Source organism: Desulfuromusa ferrireducens (assembly GCF_055389805.1).
Genome location: NZ_AP042415.1, coordinates 884,357 through 900,680, shown reverse-complemented (window position 1 = coordinate 900,680; position 16,324 = coordinate 884,357). Strand labels below are relative to the sequence as shown.

Annotated in this window: 21 protein-coding genes; 15 read left to right on the top strand and 6 right to left on the bottom strand. The window is 54.1% G+C overall.

Features of this window, described 5'->3' with window-relative positions; all coding sequences use genetic code 11:
* Positions 1 to 18: 18 nt before the first annotated feature.
* Positions 19 to 408, bottom strand: a complete 390-nt coding sequence (locus ACZ5PT_RS04090; protein ID WP_464265532.1) for a hypothetical protein — start codon at positions 406 to 408, stop codon at positions 19 to 21.
* Positions 409 to 521: 113 nt separating this feature from the next.
* On the opposite strand from ACZ5PT_RS04090, the gene ACZ5PT_RS04085 reads away from it, so the two are divergent.
* From ACZ5PT_RS04085 to ACZ5PT_RS04035, 11 genes are all read left to right on the top strand, one after another.
* A complete protein-coding gene (locus ACZ5PT_RS04085; RefSeq protein ID WP_464265531.1) occupies positions 522 to 1,028 on the top strand; it encodes a DUF309 domain-containing protein in 507 nt (168 codons plus the stop codon).
* 378 nt (positions 1,029 to 1,406) lie between these two features.
* Positions 1,407 to 1,694: an antibiotic biosynthesis monooxygenase family protein gene (locus ACZ5PT_RS04080; RefSeq protein ID WP_464265530.1), complete on the top strand. Its 288-nt coding sequence runs from the start codon at positions 1,407 to 1,409 to the stop codon at positions 1,692 to 1,694.
* 27 nt (positions 1,695 to 1,721) lie between these two features.
* Positions 1,722 to 3,269, top strand: coding sequence for an acyl-CoA carboxylase subunit beta (locus tag ACZ5PT_RS04075; RefSeq protein WP_464266705.1), 1,548 nt, complete (start codon positions 1,722 to 1,724; stop codon positions 3,267 to 3,269).
* A gap of 39 nt (positions 3,270 to 3,308) precedes the next feature.
* Positions 3,309 to 3,677 carry an OadG family protein gene (locus ACZ5PT_RS04070; RefSeq protein ID WP_464265529.1) on the top strand — a complete coding sequence of 123 codons (369 nt, stop codon included), beginning with the start codon at positions 3,309 to 3,311 and terminating at the stop codon, positions 3,675 to 3,677.
* The gene (locus ACZ5PT_RS04065) at positions 3,670 to 4,104 is read left to right on the top strand and encodes a biotin/lipoyl-containing protein (RefSeq protein WP_464265528.1); all 435 of its coding nucleotides are present in this window, start codon (positions 3,670 to 3,672) and stop codon (positions 4,102 to 4,104) included. Before ACZ5PT_RS04070 ends, ACZ5PT_RS04065 begins: the two co-directional genes overlap by 8 nt.
* Positions 4,105 to 4,166: 62 nt before the next feature.
* Positions 4,167 to 5,294 carry a sodium ion-translocating decarboxylase subunit beta gene (locus tag ACZ5PT_RS04060; RefSeq protein WP_464265527.1) on the top strand — a complete coding sequence of 376 codons (1,128 nt, stop codon included), beginning with the start codon at positions 4,167 to 4,169 and terminating at the stop codon, positions 5,292 to 5,294.
* Positions 5,295 to 5,371: 77 nt separating this feature from the next.
* Positions 5,372 to 5,587: a hypothetical protein gene (locus tag ACZ5PT_RS04055; protein ID WP_464265526.1), complete on the top strand. Its 216-nt coding sequence runs from the start codon at positions 5,372 to 5,374 to the stop codon at positions 5,585 to 5,587.
* Positions 5,588 to 6,230: 643 nt separating this feature from the next.
* A complete protein-coding gene (locus tag ACZ5PT_RS04050; protein WP_464265525.1) occupies positions 6,231 to 6,431 on the top strand; it encodes a DUF2905 domain-containing protein in 201 nt (66 codons plus the stop codon).
* Between the two features lie 10 nt (positions 6,432 to 6,441).
* Positions 6,442 to 6,903: a pyridoxamine 5'-phosphate oxidase family protein gene (locus ACZ5PT_RS04045; protein ID WP_464265524.1), complete on the top strand. Its 462-nt coding sequence runs from the start codon at positions 6,442 to 6,444 to the stop codon at positions 6,901 to 6,903.
* On the top strand, positions 6,896 to 7,924 hold the full coding sequence (locus ACZ5PT_RS04040; RefSeq protein WP_464265523.1) for a nucleoside recognition domain-containing protein: 1,029 nt from the start codon (positions 6,896 to 6,898) through the stop codon (positions 7,922 to 7,924). Before ACZ5PT_RS04045 ends, ACZ5PT_RS04040 begins: the two co-directional genes overlap by 8 nt.
* On the top strand, positions 7,918 to 8,388 hold the full coding sequence (locus ACZ5PT_RS04035) for a dihydrofolate reductase (protein ID WP_464265522.1): 471 nt from the start codon (positions 7,918 to 7,920) through the stop codon (positions 8,386 to 8,388). Before ACZ5PT_RS04040 ends, ACZ5PT_RS04035 begins: the two co-directional genes overlap by 7 nt.
* Positions 8,389 to 8,394: 6 nt before the next feature.
* On the opposite strand, the gene ACZ5PT_RS04030 is transcribed toward ACZ5PT_RS04035, so the two are convergent.
* Positions 8,395 to 9,291 (bottom strand): patatin-like phospholipase family protein, encoded by an 897-nt coding sequence (locus ACZ5PT_RS04030; protein WP_464265521.1) that lies wholly within the window; start codon positions 9,289 to 9,291, stop codon positions 8,395 to 8,397.
* A 177-nt stretch (positions 9,292 to 9,468) separates the two neighbouring features.
* Between ACZ5PT_RS04030 and ACZ5PT_RS04025 the strand changes: the two genes are divergently transcribed.
* The 3 genes from ACZ5PT_RS04025 to pncB all read left to right on the top strand — a co-directional run bounded on the left by ACZ5PT_RS04025 (position 9,469) and on the right by pncB (position 12,166).
* A complete protein-coding gene (locus ACZ5PT_RS04025) occupies positions 9,469 to 10,206 on the top strand; it encodes an SIMPL domain-containing protein (protein ID WP_464265520.1) in 738 nt (245 codons plus the stop codon).
* A gap of 95 nt (positions 10,207 to 10,301) precedes the next feature.
* Positions 10,302 to 10,949: an isochorismatase family protein gene (locus tag ACZ5PT_RS04020; protein ID WP_464265519.1), complete on the top strand. Its 648-nt coding sequence runs from the start codon at positions 10,302 to 10,304 to the stop codon at positions 10,947 to 10,949.
* Positions 10,946 to 12,166, top strand: coding sequence for a nicotinate phosphoribosyltransferase (gene pncB, locus ACZ5PT_RS04015; RefSeq protein ID WP_464265518.1), 1,221 nt, complete (start codon positions 10,946 to 10,948; stop codon positions 12,164 to 12,166). Before ACZ5PT_RS04020 ends, pncB begins: the two co-directional genes overlap by 4 nt.
* A gap of 530 nt (positions 12,167 to 12,696) precedes the next feature.
* Here the strand turns inward: pncB and ACZ5PT_RS04010 are convergent.
* Positions 12,697 to 13,926, bottom strand: a complete 1,230-nt coding sequence (locus ACZ5PT_RS04010) for a TraB/GumN family protein (protein WP_464265517.1) — start codon at positions 13,924 to 13,926, stop codon at positions 12,697 to 12,699.
* A 91-nt stretch (positions 13,927 to 14,017) separates the two neighbouring features.
* Positions 14,018 to 14,755 (bottom strand): DUF1722 domain-containing protein, encoded by a 738-nt coding sequence (locus ACZ5PT_RS04005; RefSeq protein WP_464265516.1) that lies wholly within the window; start codon positions 14,753 to 14,755, stop codon positions 14,018 to 14,020.
* Positions 14,756 to 14,871: 116 nt separating this feature from the next.
* On the opposite strand from ACZ5PT_RS04005, the gene ACZ5PT_RS04000 reads away from it, so the two are divergent.
* Positions 14,872 to 15,636: a TSUP family transporter gene (locus tag ACZ5PT_RS04000; RefSeq protein WP_464265515.1), complete on the top strand. Its 765-nt coding sequence runs from the start codon at positions 14,872 to 14,874 to the stop codon at positions 15,634 to 15,636.
* 34 nt (positions 15,637 to 15,670) lie between these two features.
* Here ACZ5PT_RS04000 and ACZ5PT_RS03995 read toward each other — a convergent pair whose 3' ends face one another.
* Positions 15,671 to 15,913 carry a DUF6868 family protein gene (locus ACZ5PT_RS03995; RefSeq protein WP_464265514.1) on the bottom strand — a complete coding sequence of 81 codons (243 nt, stop codon included), beginning with the start codon at positions 15,911 to 15,913 and terminating at the stop codon, positions 15,671 to 15,673.
* Positions 15,914 to 15,948: 35 nt separating this feature from the next.
* Positions 15,949 to 16,308 (bottom strand): VOC family protein, encoded by a 360-nt coding sequence (locus ACZ5PT_RS03990; RefSeq protein ID WP_464265513.1) that lies wholly within the window; start codon positions 16,306 to 16,308, stop codon positions 15,949 to 15,951.
* Positions 16,309 to 16,324 lie beyond the last annotated feature (16 nt).

Genomic DNA, 16,324 nt, shown 5'->3' with positions numbered 1-16,324 from the left:
AAGTTATCAGTTGTGTTTTTAGTTGCTCGGGGGCAGCGACCAGCCCTGATAGTTGCGCAGCAGTTCACAGAGAATCTCGATCTGCGCGTGATCTAGATTGTACGTCAGTCCGCAGAACGATTTGTGGCTGTCGATCAGATCCACCAGCTCCTCGCCCCAGGCGGGATCGAAGAAACTGACCATCGCGGTGAGAAACTGCTCTTCGCCACAACTCTCTTTGGCCAGCTCGTCGGACACCCGTTCCGGGTTTGGTTGCAGGTCATCCCTGTTTTTGGCGCTGTCTGGAGTTTTGGGGCCGAACAGCTCGCTTCCAACCAGTTCTACCCCCAACTTCCACGCGGTAAAAAAGCGCTGCTCTTTCTCTTCGGTCTGTTCGAGCACGCTGAGGACGTAATCTTTATTGACCATGGCTTTTGCTCCTTAAAAATTGCGTGGGCCTGTCTACTATTCTAGCAAAGAAGCAGCGATTTCGGTTTTTTGTTATGCTGAAATTCTTCCCCAGCTATGGACAGGACTGAACTATGCAACCGACCGGGACCGATCCCGACGTGCCGCGCTACACCCAGCAATCGTTCCCGGCTTATCGTTATCTGCCTTTTACACCCGGCATGCCGCACCCGATCCGTGACCCGGACGGTCATTCCTACGGCCGTGATGAGGTTTATTTGCCCAGCTTTAGCGCCGCCGAGTGGCGTGGTTGCCAGCCTTATTTGTACGGCATCGACCTGTTCAACGACCGCTATTGGTGGGAGGCGCATGAAGCGCTGGAGACGGTCTGGCTGGCCGCCGGGCAGGAGACACTGACCGGTAATTTTGTGCAGGGTTTAATTCAATTAGCGGCGGCGCAACTGAAGCGTTTTATGGGCCAACCTCGGGGAGCACAAGTCTTGACCGAAAGCAGCGTCGCCAAGCTGTCCCTCGTCGAAGGGGGTTATCTCGGGATTGATATTACCTCTTTGGTCACCACTGGCGAGCGTTGTCTGCGGGAAAATAGTGATGAGTACCCCCGGATTAAACTGACTTTTTAGCCCTTGGCAGGAGGGGCGCAATGGCTAAATTTATTGCTCCCCTCCTACTGAGTTGATCCTTCTGTCTAGGTCTGGTTGCCAGCCCACTTCGATGATCTTTTTCTTTCCATATCTTGTTCAATAAATAATTCTTTAGGTTCCTCTAATTCCGATTGTTGTGCTTCACCAAGTCTGTCGATTAATCGTTCAAAAATAGAACGTTTTTCTAAGCTGTATAGGAAAAAAACTATGTATTACGAGTATTTATAAAACACAGTTTTTTTTAATGACAATTTACTATTCTTCTTGCAATTCCCATGGATGGGGTATTTTATACCAAATAGTGATGTTTAGGCGTCGTCGTAGCGGGCACAAAAATCAGTCTAAGGAGGGTGTTTTATGTCGGTCAGAATTATCATCGTTCGTCATGTCCCCAAGGAAAAAGCGGTCGAGCTTCGGCCCCTGCTTTTACAGATGCGTTCGCTGGCCAATGCCCAGTCGGGTTACATCTCCGGTGAGACGCTGGTCAATTATGACGACCCCAGCGAGCACCTGGTTATCAGCACTTGGAAGACCCTGGAGGACTGGAACGTCTGGCTGCGCGATGAGCAGCGCCGCAATTTGCAGAACCGGGTCGACCAGATTACCGGCTCGGAAACCATGTATTCGGTCTATTACAACGGTTAATCAACCAAATAAAGGACAGAACTGATGATGGAAGCTAAGATCAATCAACTTCTGGAAATGCAGCAAAAGGCTCTTGAGGGCGGCGGTGCGGAAAAAATCAAAAAGCGCCATGCCAAGGGGCTGCTGTCCGCGCGGGAGAGGATTGAACTACTGGTTGATGACGGCAGTTTCGAAGAATTCGACATGTTTAAGACTCACCGTTGTCACCACTTTGGCATGGAAGAGAATCAGGTTTATGGCGACGGCGTGGTCACCGGCTACGGAACCATCGACGGCCGGCTGGTCTATCTGTTCTCGATGGATTTCACCGTGCTCGGTGGTTCGCTGTCAGAAACCTTTGCCGAAAAGATCTGCAAAGTGATGGACATGGCGGTCAAAAACGGCGCACCGATCATCGGCCTCAACGATTCCGGCGGCGCGCGGATTCAGGAGGGCATCGAAAGCCTGGCCGGGTATACCGATATCTTCCTGCGTAATGTCACCAGCTCTGGCGTGGTCCCGCAGTTGTCGGGAATTTTCGGCCCCTGCGCTGGCGGTTCGGTCTACTCCCCGGCATTGACCGATTTTACCGTTATGGTGCGCAACAATAGCTACATGTTTTTGACCGGTCCCAAGGTGGTTAAGGCGGTTACCCACGAGGATGTCGATGTCGAAACCTTAGGCGGCGCCAGCGTCCACACCACCAAAAGCGGTGTTGCCCATTTGGCGGCCGATAGTGAGGAACAGGCCATCGCCTATTTGCGCGAGCTGTTCTCCTTTATCCCGCAGAACAATATGGAGCCAGCTCCACGGCGTGAGACCGAAGATCCGGTCGCTCGCGAGGATGATGGTCTCTGCCGCTTGATCCCCGACAACTCAAATCAGGCGTACGATATCAAGCAGGTTATTGCCGCGACCGTTGACGATGGCCACTTCTTCGAGATTCAGCCTGACTTTGCCCCCAACCTGGTGATCGCCTTTGGTCATTACGGTGGCCAGTCGGTCGGCATCGTCGCCAATCAGCCGCTGCATCTGGCCGGGGTGCTGGATAACGATTCTTCGATCAAGGGCGCGCGCTTTGTCCGTTTTTGCGATGCCTTTAATATCCCCATCGTCACCTTTGTTGATGTGCCCGGCTTCCTGCCCGGTACCATCCAGGAATATGGCGGTATTATCCGCAACGGCGCCAAACTGCTCTATGCTTATGCCGAAGCGACCGTCCCCAAAATCACCATCACCACCCGCAAGGCTTACGGCGGGGCCTACTGCGTGATGAGCTCCAAACATCTGCGTGGCGATATCAACTATGCCTGGCCGACAGCGGAAATTGCCGTGATGGGTGCCAAGGGCGCGGCGGAAATCCTTTTTGCCAAGGAGGCCAACAAAGATCCCGAGCGTGCGCAGGAAATTTTGGCCGCACATGGGGAAGACTATTCGGACAAGTTCGCCAATCCCTACGAGGCGGCCAAGCGGGGCTACATCGATGCGGTGATTTTGCCACAGCGCACCCGCTTCCGCATCTGCAACGCACTGGTGATGCTGGAAGGTAAACAGGACAGTAATCCGCGCAAAAAGCATGGCAACATTCCGCTTTGAGCAGAAGATGAAAACTAACAAGAAACGGAACAGACGATCATGAATTACAGCTGGCAAAATGTCATCGATGGTAACGCCATCGGCATTACCCTGACCGGGATGCTGATTGTTTTCTCCGGCTTGGCGCTGATCAGTCTCTTTATTGCCGCCCTGCCGCGAACCATTACTTGGGGGACTCAACTTCGCGCCGGCAAGGACGCCTCGGCAAAGACACCTGCGGTGGCCGCAGCGAGCGATCCGACCGAGGCGGAAATTATGGCGGCGCTCTCGCTGGTGCTGCACCTGGAATTGCAACACAGCCTTGGCGAAGATTCCCATCTGACCATTTCCCGACAACAGCGCCAGGGCTCGATCTGGGCTTCTGCCGGTAAAATGCGCTCCCTCTCCGAAGGTGGATCACATGCGTAAATATCAATTAAAACTGAACGATAAGGATTTTACCGTCCGCCTGCGCAGCATAAGCGCCGATGAAGCGACGCTGGAAATCAACGGCAAGGAATACCAGGTGGCGATTACCTCGGTTTCCGAAGTGATCCCCGAAGGGGGGCTGCCGAACATCGGCCCGTCTCCGGTGGCAGCGCCGGTCTCGGTGGCTAAAAGTAAAAGCGGTGGCGGAGGAGAGGGCAGCGTTCTGGCTCCGATTCCCGGTTCGATCATGGAGGTCTATGTGCAGGTCGGCGATAAGATCAAGGCCGGTCAGCCGCTGTTTAAAATGGAAGCGATGAAGATGGAGAACGAGATCAACGCCCGCCTTGACGGCACGATTTCGGTGGTCAGCATCAGCGCTGGCGATACCGTTAATCAAGGGGACGAGCTGCTGGTGATCACGCCCTAGGGAGCAGACCTTCTCTCATTTATCGATACCTTCTTGAGCTTTAAGCGTAGCGGAGACCTGGAATGGGCATGCTTTACGATTTTTTACAGAATACCGGATTTGCCGCCATGACCTGGGGCAATTTCATGATGATTGTCATCGGCATCATCTTTATCACCCTGGCGATCACCAAGGATTACGAACCGCTGCTGCTGGTGCCGATCGGCTTCGGCGTGGTGGTCGGTAATATCCCGCCGGTGGCTGGCATGGCGCTGAGCGTTTATGACGACGGCAGCGTGCTGCAGTACATCTACTTCGGTGTCAGCCATGGAATCTTTCCGCCGCTGATCTTTCTCGGTATCGGCGCGATGACCGATTTTTCCACTATGCTCAGTAACCCGAAATTGGTGTTGCTCGGTGCCGCTGCCCAGATTGGTATTTTTCTGACTTTGATCGGCGCCATGTTTCTCGGCTTTACGCCGGCTGAAGCCGGAGCCATCGGTATTATCGGTGGTGCTGATGGACCGACGGCAATCTTTCTCTCATCCAAATTGGCACCGCATCTCCTTGGTTCCATCGCCATCGCCGCCTATTCGTACATGGCGCTGGTCCCGGTTATCCAACCGCCGATCATGAAGTTGCTGACCACCAGAGAAGAACGCCTGATCCGCATGACCACCCCGCGTCAGGTCAGCCGCAAGGAAAAGATTATTTTCCCCATCGGTGCATTTTTGATCTGCGCCCTGATCGCTCCCGGTTCGATGGTGCTGATCGGTATGCTGTTTTTCGGCAACCTGCTCAAAGAGAGTCTGGTGACTGACCGGTTGGCCAATACGGCGCGCAACGGCATGATCGATATCGTCACCATCCTGCTCGGTTTCTCGGTCGGAGCCAGTACTGCCGCCAAGTATTTTCTGACTTCGCAATCGTTGCTGATTTTTGGTCTTGGAGCGCTGTCTTTCTGTATTGCAACCGCTGGTGGGGTTCTCTGTGCCAAATTTATGAACCTGTTTCTCAAGGACAAGATCAATCCACTGATCGGTGCTGCCGGAGTTTCGGCGGTTCCTGACTCGGCGCGGGTGGTTCACACCGTCGGCCTGAAGGAAGATCCGACCAACTTTTTATTGATGCATGCTATGGCGCCAAACGTTGCCGGGGTTATCGGTTCGGCGATCGGCGCCGGTATCCTTTGGACGGTCCTGGTGCTGTAAAAAAGTTCCTGCTCCCCCCTGACTTGGACACTCAAGGTGGTATAGAATGGAGCTAGGCTTGCGGATGGGAGTAGGTTATGGAAAAAGACAGATTTGAGCGACTTTGTCTGGAAACGGAAACCGGTCACGACGCTATTGTTCGTCACCAGCAAAGCAGCGAAGAAGGCGTAATCACCGGGTGTGACCTGCGTGGTGGTGTGATGTTGATTCAGACCCCGGAGCGGCAATTTCGTCGTTGGGAATTCGATGAGTGTGAGGATTTACGGTCGCCGAAATCAGATCAGACGGGTTGATTTACGCGGCTCAAAAAGACGTTGATGCCAAAAGTCTACGAGTTGACTTCCCCGCTCAGTCGGGCAAGGATGAAGAGCGGGGTGATGCTATTGCTCGGATTGGCGTTGGTACGGACGGTTTTTATTGTCAGGTTGTCGCAGGAAATTAACGGCTGTTTGTCAAACTTGCGACGCCAGCAAAGATCAAAAAGGTCGATAAAACCGTTCGTATGGTGGGCTCTAAATTGTCATAGCTGTTGAAATCGGCAGGAAGAATGTAAAGACCAGCGGCAATCAACAAAACCGACCATATTCTCTTTTTAGTTATGTATTTCATGGTTTTAATATTTTAGAGCACTAATGGTTAAAATACGTGGGGAGCGAACTGTTCGCGTTGAATATGTCAATCGATTGGAGGAGGACATTTTCGCTTTGCTTTTTACGATTAACAATTGAACAAAACCTTACCCGAAATCGGTCACTCTGGCCACAGTCTTAATGATTCCATAGCCCTTTGTTTTTTCACACGCCAAAAAAGGTTAAATTCCCCCTTAAATCTGAGAGCAATTTTATTGCGTGGTTGTTCCGCAAGGCTGCTTGTTCTTCGTTTGCAGCAGCGCTATAGTTGCCGCTGTAGTCCTTCTCATTCGAGGAACGCCGTGCCATGCAGAAAACCCTGATAATTTTGGGCATCACCATTGTTCTTGCCGGACTGTTTTGGCCTTGGTTGAGCAAAATCCCCTTTGGTCGGTTGCCGGGGGACATTATTGTCGATAAGCCCGGGTTTAAACTGTTTTTTCCGATTAGCAGTATGCTGCTGGTCAGTGGTTTGATTTCGTTGATTATGTGGCTGTTCAAGAAATAGAGGCTTTCCATTGCGAAAAAAAGAGCGCCAGATAAGCGATCCGGCAAAGATTGAAGCGATTATTGCGCAGGCCCGTGTTTGCCATCTGGCGCTGCACGATCTCCCCGCCCCCTATGTTGTCCCGCTGAGTTTTGGCTATCGGGATCGGGTTCTGTACTTTCACGCCGCCAGAGTTGGCCGCAAGGTTGATCTGATGCGCGCCAACCCACAAGTCGGTTTCGAGATCAGCCTCGATTTGGGTGATGTTGTCGGCGGCGGGCAGGGCTGTGAATGGAGCGTTAACTATCGCAGTGTCATAGGTTATGGCAAGGTCACTTTTATTGAAGAGACAGAGGAAAAACGCTTAGCGCTGGATCAGATCATGGCCCAGTATGCTCCCGGAGAATTCAGCTACACGGAGGCGATGGTCAAGCGGACATTGCTGTTTAAACTGGAGATCGAAGCGTTGAGTGCCAAAGGTTCGGATGACTGAGCAGACCGATCGGCGCAGTTTTCTAGCGCGCTACTCGGCGGTTATGCGGGAACTGCTGTACGACGCCCTGTGCACCAGTGGTGAACTGTTCAAAATCATCGTGCCGATCAGCATTATTACCCGCTTTTTGCAACAGTGGGGTTTGGTCGATCAACTCGGGGTATTGCTTGGTCCGGTGATGGAGCTGGTTGGCTTGCCGGGGCAAATCGGTCTGGTCTGGGCGACGGCAATGCTTACCAACCTTTATGGCGGCATGGTGGTATTTGCCTCGGTTGCGCCCGGTTTGGATTTGACCGTTGCTCAGGTGACGGTGCTGACAACGATGATGCTGGTCGCACACGCGCTGCCGGTGGAACTGCGCATCGCCCAAAAAGCGGGGACCCGCTTTCGTGCTATGGCCCTGCTGCGGGTCGGTGGTGCCTTGCTGCTCGGTTGGTTGCTGCATTTTGTTTATCAGTTGACGGGGACCTTGCAGCAGGCCAATCAGGCGATCTGGAATCCACCGGCGGTCGATCCAGCCTGGAGCGCGTGGCTGTTTGCCGAGCTGCGTAACATGCTGTCGATCTTTTTGATTATTCTCAGTCTGATGGCCTTGCTGCGGCTGCTGAAAAAAATCGGCATCACCGACCTGATGACCCGATTGCTCGAACCGCTGCTGGCCTTGCTCGGCATGGGGCGGGCGGCGGCGCCGCTGACTATTATCGGTATGACACTTGGCATTGGCTACGGTGGCGCGCTGCTCATCCGCGAAGCCCAAAGCGGAGGGTTGAGCAAGCAGGATGTTTTTGCTTCGTTGGCGATGCTGGGCCTCTGTCATAGTTTGATTGAGGATACCTTGGTGATGCTGCTGCTCGGCGGGCACCTTTCGGGAGTCTTTTGGGGGCGTTTGCTGTTCTCGCTGCTGGTGACCTTTCTCCTCGGTCTGTTGATCAAACGGTTGCCGCAGTCTGTTTTTGAGCGTTATCTGGTGCGGCGCACTATCGCCGACAAACCCGGCTCGAATGAGGTGAACTGTTGTTGATATCGCTGATCGTCGCTATGGCGCAGAACCGGACTATTGGTGCCAATGGCAAACTGCCCTGGCATTTGCCGGGCGATCTGCAGCGGTTCAAGCAGATTACCATGGGGCAGAGTTTGCTGCTGGGGCGCAAGACCTATCAGTCGATCGGCCGACCATTACCGGGGCGAGAGATGATCGTGCTCAGTCATAATAGCGATTTTCGCGCTGCCGGCTGCCAGGTGGTGTCTTCACTTTCGGCGGCTCTGGCGGCGGTCAAAACCGAGCGACTATTTATCTGCGGTGGCGAAGATATCTATCGTCAGGCGTTGCCGCTGGTCGCAAAAATTTATCTGACGGAACTGCTGCAAGAGGTCGCTGGCGACAGCCATTTCCCGTTGCTGCCGGCCGACCAGTATCAGCTGGTGCACTCTGAAGAGCTGGTTGATGCCGGGCAGGCCTGCCGGTTTAGTATTCTGCAGCGCTGAAGAAGCTTAGCGCTGCTTGGTTTGCGTTTCGGAGAAGAGGTGAATCGCTTTTTCTGCCTGATAGCGACCAATTTCAATCAGTTCGGCTGCCCGGTCGAATTCGTACATGGTGCAGCAGTCTTTGGGAATCTCGATGAGGATGTCCGGGCTGTAGGCGGCCAGCATAAAGCGAGCGATGCTGTTTTGCATGACATCGATACTTTGCGAGATGATCTCGAAAAAGCCAGCGTCCTCCTGCTTGTGGTTGTTCTGGAAGCCATTGATAAACTCGATCACCATCTGATGATATTTGTTGCGCGTCGCTACTGGAATCGCCACCGGCACTGGCTGCGCAAGCGGTTCATCGCCTTTGCCGCTTAAACTGACGGCGATGGTCAGGTCGGTAATGTCGTGCAGAGTCGGGGCGATCGGGATTGGGTTCATCAGTCCGCCGTCGACCAGTTTGCGCCCCCGGTAATCAACCGCAGAAAAGATCGTCGGGAAGGCGATGGAGGCGCGGATGGCATCGAACAGTGGTCCCTTGGAAAACCAGAGCTCCTTGCCCCGTTCCAGTTCGGTGGCGACGGCGGTGAAGGAGATCGGCAAGTCCTCGATGTTGCGGGCACCAATCAACTCCCGCAGGGTGTTGATGATCTTTTGCCCTTTGAAGACCGCCGAACCGCTGAAGGAAACATCAAGCAGGCGCAGCATATCGATGGTTTCCAGCGCACAGACCCAGTTGCGGTAGTTATCCAGCTCGCCGGTTGCATAGATACCTCCGACGAGTGCCCCCATAGATGATCCCGAGATCGATTCGATCTTGAAGCCCTGCTCTTCGAGCACCTCAATCACACCGATATGGGCCAGCCCGCGGGCACCACCGCTACCCAATACCAGCGAGACGGTCTGCTGTTTATTTTTCATCTTTTCCTCGCAAACAGCGGTTTTCCTGGGGGGAAAAGCAGGTTTTTTGCCATGTTCGGTCTGTTCTTCAAGTCTAGTCGCTTTAGTTGTTCCGTCAATGGCATGTGGATTGCGGAGTAAGCCTTGAACGAGTATGGTGATGAGGTCTTTTCACTTTAGTCAAAAGGGGATGAACAAATGAATAAAGCCTTTCTGCTGGTTCTGTTGTTACTGGTGGGCTGTGGCCCGAAAACTTTTAACTATGGTGCCTTGCCAACGGCGTTGCCGCAACTGGTCGTGCAGGCCGAAGGGAGCGTCAAGGCGACCCCCGATTTACTGCAGATGCGGCTAGGGGTTGTTACTGAAGGAGCGCAGGCCGGGACGGCGGTGGATAACAACAATCAGCGGATGGCTGCGGTGATGGCGATGCTGAGAGAAATCGGTATCGGCGATGCGGATATGGCCACCGGACAGTTTCAGATTCGCCCTGAATGGAGCCGTCCGCCGCGACCGACCCCCGCCGACTGGCAACGACAGATTGTCGGCTACCAGGTGAGTAATGAGTTGTTGATCTCCACCACCCAGGTCGCGCTGGCCGGTCAGCTGCTCGGCCTGGCGCAGCGGGCAGGAGCCAATCAGATCGGTGGCCTGCAATTTAGCCTGGCCGATCCGAGCGAACATCGCCAACGGGCGATTGAAAAAGCCATCGAGCGGGCGATGCGTAAAGCCGAGACGATGGCTTTGGCCGCCGGTGTTAAATTGGGAGCGGTACAGTCGCTCAGCCTCGGTTCGACCGGCGGGGCTCCGCAGCCGCGACTGATGATGGCCGAAGCGCGGATGGCTGGTGCCGAACCGGTTCCGGTTGCGGCTGGGCAGGTTGAAGTAGCAGCCGCAGTGACGATTGTCTACCGGTTGGAAGAGGGGGCAAAGGAGTAAGCTTTTGCTGAAACTTGTCAGGCTGCCCCTTTAAACTTTATGTCATGCTATGAAACTTTCCTCTGTCCTCAACTTCCACTAAAAAGGAGGTCAGAATGATCACCGTTAAAAAGAACCGCACCGCCAGTTTTGATGTCGATCCGCAGCGTGGATTCACGCCCTTCTGCCCCAACGAACTGCCGGTGGCCGAAGGCGACCAGATTTCCGCCGAGCTCAACGCGCAGGCGGCTTTTGCCGTCGTTCGTCTGGTCAGTAAAGACTGTCATCCTGCCGCCGCGCCTTGGGTCGCCAAATCCCCGAATGAGATCATGACGCCGGTTGGCGACGAATTTCCCGGTCTGGATATCAAGTGGCCGCCGCACTGCGTGGTCGGGACCGAAGGGAATCGTTTGATCCCCGGCCTGCCGGAGGAGAGCAACTACGATCTATTGATTGAAAAAGGTCAGGATCCGCTTAAACATCCCTACGGCGCCTGTTATCAGGATCTGGCGGAAACAGAAACGACCGGTGCGATTGAGTGGTTACAAAAGCGTTCGATTGACAGTGTGATCGTCGGCGGATTAGCCACCGATTATTGCGTCAAAACGACAGTCCTGCAGCTCTGCCGGGCCGGCTTTCGGGTGATTGTCAATCTGGCCGCCTGCCGTGGGGTCGCTCTGGAGAGCAGCGCCACCGCCATTGCCGAGATGGGCGCCGCCGGTGCGGAGTTGATCAGCGACAGCCGCGAACTGGCGGCGATATGAATCCTGTTAAGTTGGACCGCTGGCTGATCGACAGTCTGCTCGATACCGATCTCTACAAGATCACCATGCTGCAGGCCTATTACCATGCCCCGGAGTTTCGCACTGTCGATGTCGAATGGAAGTTTGCCTGCCGCAATACCAACGGCTTCGATCTGGCGGCGCTGATTCCGGAAATCCTCCGCCAGTTGAAACATGTCTGCACCTTGCGCTTCCGTGACGCAGAGCTCGAATACCTGACGACATTCCCCTTTATCAAACCGGACTTCATTGAATTTCTGCGCATCTTTCATCTCGATATGCGTTTTGTCCATCTGCAGCCGAAGGGAGAGGATCTCGACCTGCGTTTCCGTGGGCCGCTGATTCATGTCACGCTGTTTGAAATCTATACCCTGGCGATTATCAGTGAGCTGCACACCGAGGTTCATTGCGCTGGCATCGATCTGGCGGTGGCGCGGGAGAAGTTGGCGCAGAAAATTGACCTGCTGCGGGCACAAGGCGAAATGCCCGGTTTTACCTTTGCCGATTTCGGCACCCGGCGGCGGGCCAGCAAGGCTTGGCAGGCAGAGGTGTTGCTGACCCTTAACCGTCAGCTGCCGCAGTATTTTTCCGGGACCAGCAGTTTGCATTTCGCCTGCAGCCTCGACCTGCGACCGATCGGCACCATGGCGCATGAATGGCTGCAAAGTTGGCAGGCGGTAACGCGCTTATCCGATGCGCAGAAAGCGGCCTTGGAAGGTTGGGTGCGCGAGTATCGTGGCCGGCTTGGCATCGCCCTGACCGATTGCTATTCGATGGATTCCTTCATGCGTGATTTTTCTGACCCCTATTTCGGCAAGCTCTACGACGGTTTGCGCCACGACAGCGGCTGTCCGCTGCAGTGGGGGGAAAAGGCGATTGCCATGTACCGTGACATGGGGATAGATGCGGCGAGCAAAACCCTGGTTTTTAGCGACAGCCTCAATTTTCCGCGCATGATCGAGATCTATAAGCTGTTTAAAGGGCGGGCGAAGATCTCCTTTGGGATCGGCACCAATCTGATGAACGATGTCGGTAATCTGCCGCTCGATATTGTGATCAAGATGGTTGCCGCTGGCGGCAAACCGGTGGCGAAAATCTCCGATGAGCCGGGCAAGAGTATGTGTGAGGATCTTGACTATTTGCGTTATCTGGCCTCGGTTTATGGGATTGATCCGGCGACGGTGCGGATTAATGAATAATTGAATCAAGGTCGCGGGGTGGCGGAATCAGCGGGGATTAGATTTCCACTCCCCTTTGTCGCTGCCGGAGCGGAATAGGTATTTGGGGAGATTTGCCGCGAGGTTAAGCGCAGCGCATTGGAGCGGCCCCCCAATATCTATGGAGCGGAGGTTCCCGCAACGCGGGCAGAGGCATTGGGGTCGTTTTCTTTTGCTTCTGTTTTCTTTATCGATACAAAGAAAATGAAGTCGGCTGGCAGGGCGAGACCTGCCGGTGTTGTTTTTGCCAAAATACAGTCAAAATCAAGGTCGCGGGGTTGCGCCCCCGCCCGGCGCCTTCATTTCTTTGTGCGCCCAAAGAAACGAAGCAAAGAAATGCGCCCGACCTCCTTGCCCGCTTGCAGCGGGTTCCCTGCGTTGCGTTCCACTGTGCAGCGCAGAAAAAAACTCGCCTAGCGGCTCAAACAGTTTTTCTTCGAAACCCTGCACAGCTGCACTGCACTGCGGCGGCGTCACACGGGATGGTGCCATCAGCTGTTTTTTCCGCGTCCCTATTCACTATCGCCACTCAAATTGTTCCACAACTGTTCATACGGCAACAGCAGAAAATCGATACTCAGGCGTTGCTGCTTCTCCCGCAGGGTAAAGCCTTTGGCGAGAATCGCCTGCTCGATCCCTGGCATGTGCAGTGCTCCCCAGGGGATGACGATGGTATCGTATTTGAACAAGGCTTTTGGCAGATAGCGCAGCAGCGCCGCGTTGCGTTTTTTCACCAGATCGTCCATCACAATGCGATTGGTTTCGGCGGTGGCGTTTTTTTCGCTCCACAGATTGAAGTCGCGAAAGCCTTCGGCCAGGGAGTCGCTGTTGAGGATGTATTTGGCCAGGGCGTTGAGGATGGCAATGGTTTGGGCGTCAAACTCTTGCAGATCGATATCGGCCGGGAGGATATCGGTTGTTGCTGTGACCCGGTCATCCAATTGATCGAGGCTGTCCGCGCTGATCACCCGGCCATCAAATGGCATCTGCTCCTGTGAGGCCAAGCCCAGCAGGTCGGCAATTTTCTGGTAGCTGAAGTCCCCCTCCAACCGCCCGGTTTTGTCACTGACTCCCTCGGCCAGCAGAATCGCCTGCTGCCCTTGCAGCGAAGTGGTTAACTGGTCGTAATAGGCCTGTTGACCGAGATGAATCATGCTGGTCAGACGGATGGTTTTATCATGTTTATGGTAGTTTTTTTCGACCATGTACAGGCCGTTCGGTTTGAGCCGGATGAAATTAGCCGTGCTCTCTTCGATCACGTTACTGGCGGTTGCGAAGCATAGCAGCACGATGACCAGCGGCAGCAACGGGATGCTGATCAGGGTAAAGCCCAGCAGGTTGCGTCCGCTGAAACAGGGCCCGGCGAATTGGCTGTTGACCAACAGGCGACTTTTTTTATTGATCGTCAGATTAAGCTGCAGAACCAGTACGCCGAGGAGCAACTGGCCAATGGCGGCGTAAAAGCGGTAATCATCACCGACGACATGTTCCAGCGGCCAGAAATCGAGCATTCCCCAGAGCAGGTACACCAGCGGTGGCACCAAAACCAGTTTTGGCAGGTGCTTGTTAAAAGCAAAGCCGGGAGAGAGCAGCAGGCCGAGAAAGATCGCCAGACCAGTGGCGAAGCTCGGCAGCGAATGCAGGGTGGTCATGCCGAACAGGCGGTAGAGCAGCGCATCGGCGATGCCAAGACCGGCGGCGTTGACGAAGATAATCAGAAATGCATTGGAGAGTGTTTTCATAAAACCGTCTGCCTGTTTGAGAGTGGACAGGATTACCGAGTTTCTGCGGGGTAAATATACAGCAAAAGGGGAGTGGTTGCCGGGAAAAAGCTCATTGTTCTTTGCCGGGAGGGCGAATGTCAGGCGCTGGTTCTAAAAGCCACACCCTGAGTTCGCTCAGTGCTGTTGACGCCAGCAGGTAGGGTTGTTGTTGCCGTAAGGTGCGTTGTTGGATTTCCTGCAGCAGTCTGCTGAGCGACCAGGTTTCAACGGCACCTTTGTTTACCGCAGGAAGTTCCGAAACGTAGCCCCACATATGTTGCAGCGCATTGCGCAGCCCACCCGCGCTCGGGCAGTTCCGCAACTGTTCCGTAAACAGTTTTACCAGCGCCGAAAAATCATCGTCTGGCTTCATTTTGGCAATTTCCGGACCCAATTTTTTGTACAGATTGACATCGCGAGCCAGCAGCGAATATTTATGCTGACTCCAGAGCTGTTGAGCGGTTTTTGGTAAGGGGATGCGGCCCTGTTCTTTCTGCCGATATTTATCCGCGAGGATTTTTACCTGCCGGCCGGGCTGATCGATATAGCTTTTCGGCCACTGGTCTTTGCGCTCGCAGGTGGTCACCGGAGTTTTATCGCAATAGCCGCGCAGCGCCATTTCGGCGGCCAGCAATTGGTGGCGTTGCCGCAGTGCCCAGCCATAACCGACCCAGCGCAGCGTCTCGGGGTGTCTGGCATAGCCTTTTTTCCCCTTGGTCAGAATCGAGACAATACCGTGCAGTTCACGGTGTTCGCCGAGTAGACTCTGCCGGTTCAAATAGCCCGGATCTATATCCCAGATGCGCATGGCGTTCCTTGGTGGGGAGCAGCGTCACCGTTTCCAGCTATTTACAGCTTATCGTTATCCCTCTATCATTGCTGGCATATGGATGTCTTTTTTAGCCTGCTGAAAGGTTGTTGGTCGTGGAAATCGAGATATGGCAGTATTTTACAGTTTTTTTGCTGATCGGTTTTTCCGGCTTTATCGATTCGATCGCCGGCGGGGGCGGATTGATTTCGGTGCCGACCTATCTTGCGTTGGGGATGCCAGCCGACTTTATTCTCGGCACCAATAAGTCGGTCAGTTCAACCGGCACTTCGTTCGCCGTATTCCGCTATATTCGCAGTGGCACCATCATCTGGCCGACCGTTATTTATGCGATTGTTGCTGCCCTGATCGGCTCGGCAATCGGTGCCTCTCTTGCGTCCTACCTGTCGCGTAGCCTGATTTTTGCCCTGCTGCTGGCGGTGATCCCGATCCTGTTTTATCTCCAGGCCAGACACCTGCAGGCGGAGCGGGTCAAATTCGATCTGACGCGACGGCAGGTGATCTCTCGTGCCATTCTCGCCGGTTTTTTTATCGGCGGTTATGACGGTATCTTCGGTCCCGGTACCGGCACTTTTCTGTTGCTGGCATTCATGATTTTTCTGCAGATGAGCACTCGTGAAGCCAGTGCCAACGCCCGCATCGTCAACTACGCCTCGAACGTTTCGGCCTTTATCTACTTTTTGATTCAGGGGCGAATTTACTGGCCGGTTGCCCTGGTGGCGATTGTCGGTTCGATCTGCGGCAACTGGCTCGGCAGCGGGCTGGTGATCCGCAATGCTGACAAGGTCGTGGTGCCGGTGTTCCGTTTTGTCTTGCTGCTGTTGATGCTGAAGTGCAGCTACGATTTGTTTCTGGCGTAAGCCGCAGGGTCAGATAAGGTTTTTACTTTTCCGGTCAGCCAATAATCAGCAATGCGAGGTAGGGCGCGACATTGAAGACCAGAAAGACGATTTTGAACAGACCGAGAAACGAATAAATGATGGCGTTGAAGGTTTCGCGCGGCAGCGGGAAAAATCTGTTTTGCAGGCGGTAGACCAGATCGGGGGTAAACATGCAGAACACTGTCCACAGGGTCAGAATGCCAGCGTTGATAACTGTGCACCAGCCGAAGAAGGCTGTCAGCGTCGGGATATCCATAATGCCACTCCTTGTTTTTCGTCTATGGCCGCAGCTTAAGTCTTGATGTCCGACCATACAGCAAACTCATTGCCGCTTGGTTCTGTAAAGTGGAAACGTCGCCCACCCGGAAAAGCAAATATTGGTTTGCTCACCTTGCCGTCGGCACTTTCAATCTTTGCCAGAGTTGTCTCTAGTTCCTGACTGTAGAATACCAGCAGGGCACTGCCCTTTGCGGTGGTTGCGACCAAGTCGGACAGGTAAAAGCCGCCGTTGATTCCTTGATTGGAAAAGGCACAGTATTCGGGACCGAAATCTTCGAATGACCAGCCAAAGACTTGCTCAAAGAAAGCTTTTGTCGCGCGTAAATCCCGGGCGGGGAATTCGACATAATTTAGTTTTTCGTGCTCGTTCATGGCCGTGTCCTTTTTG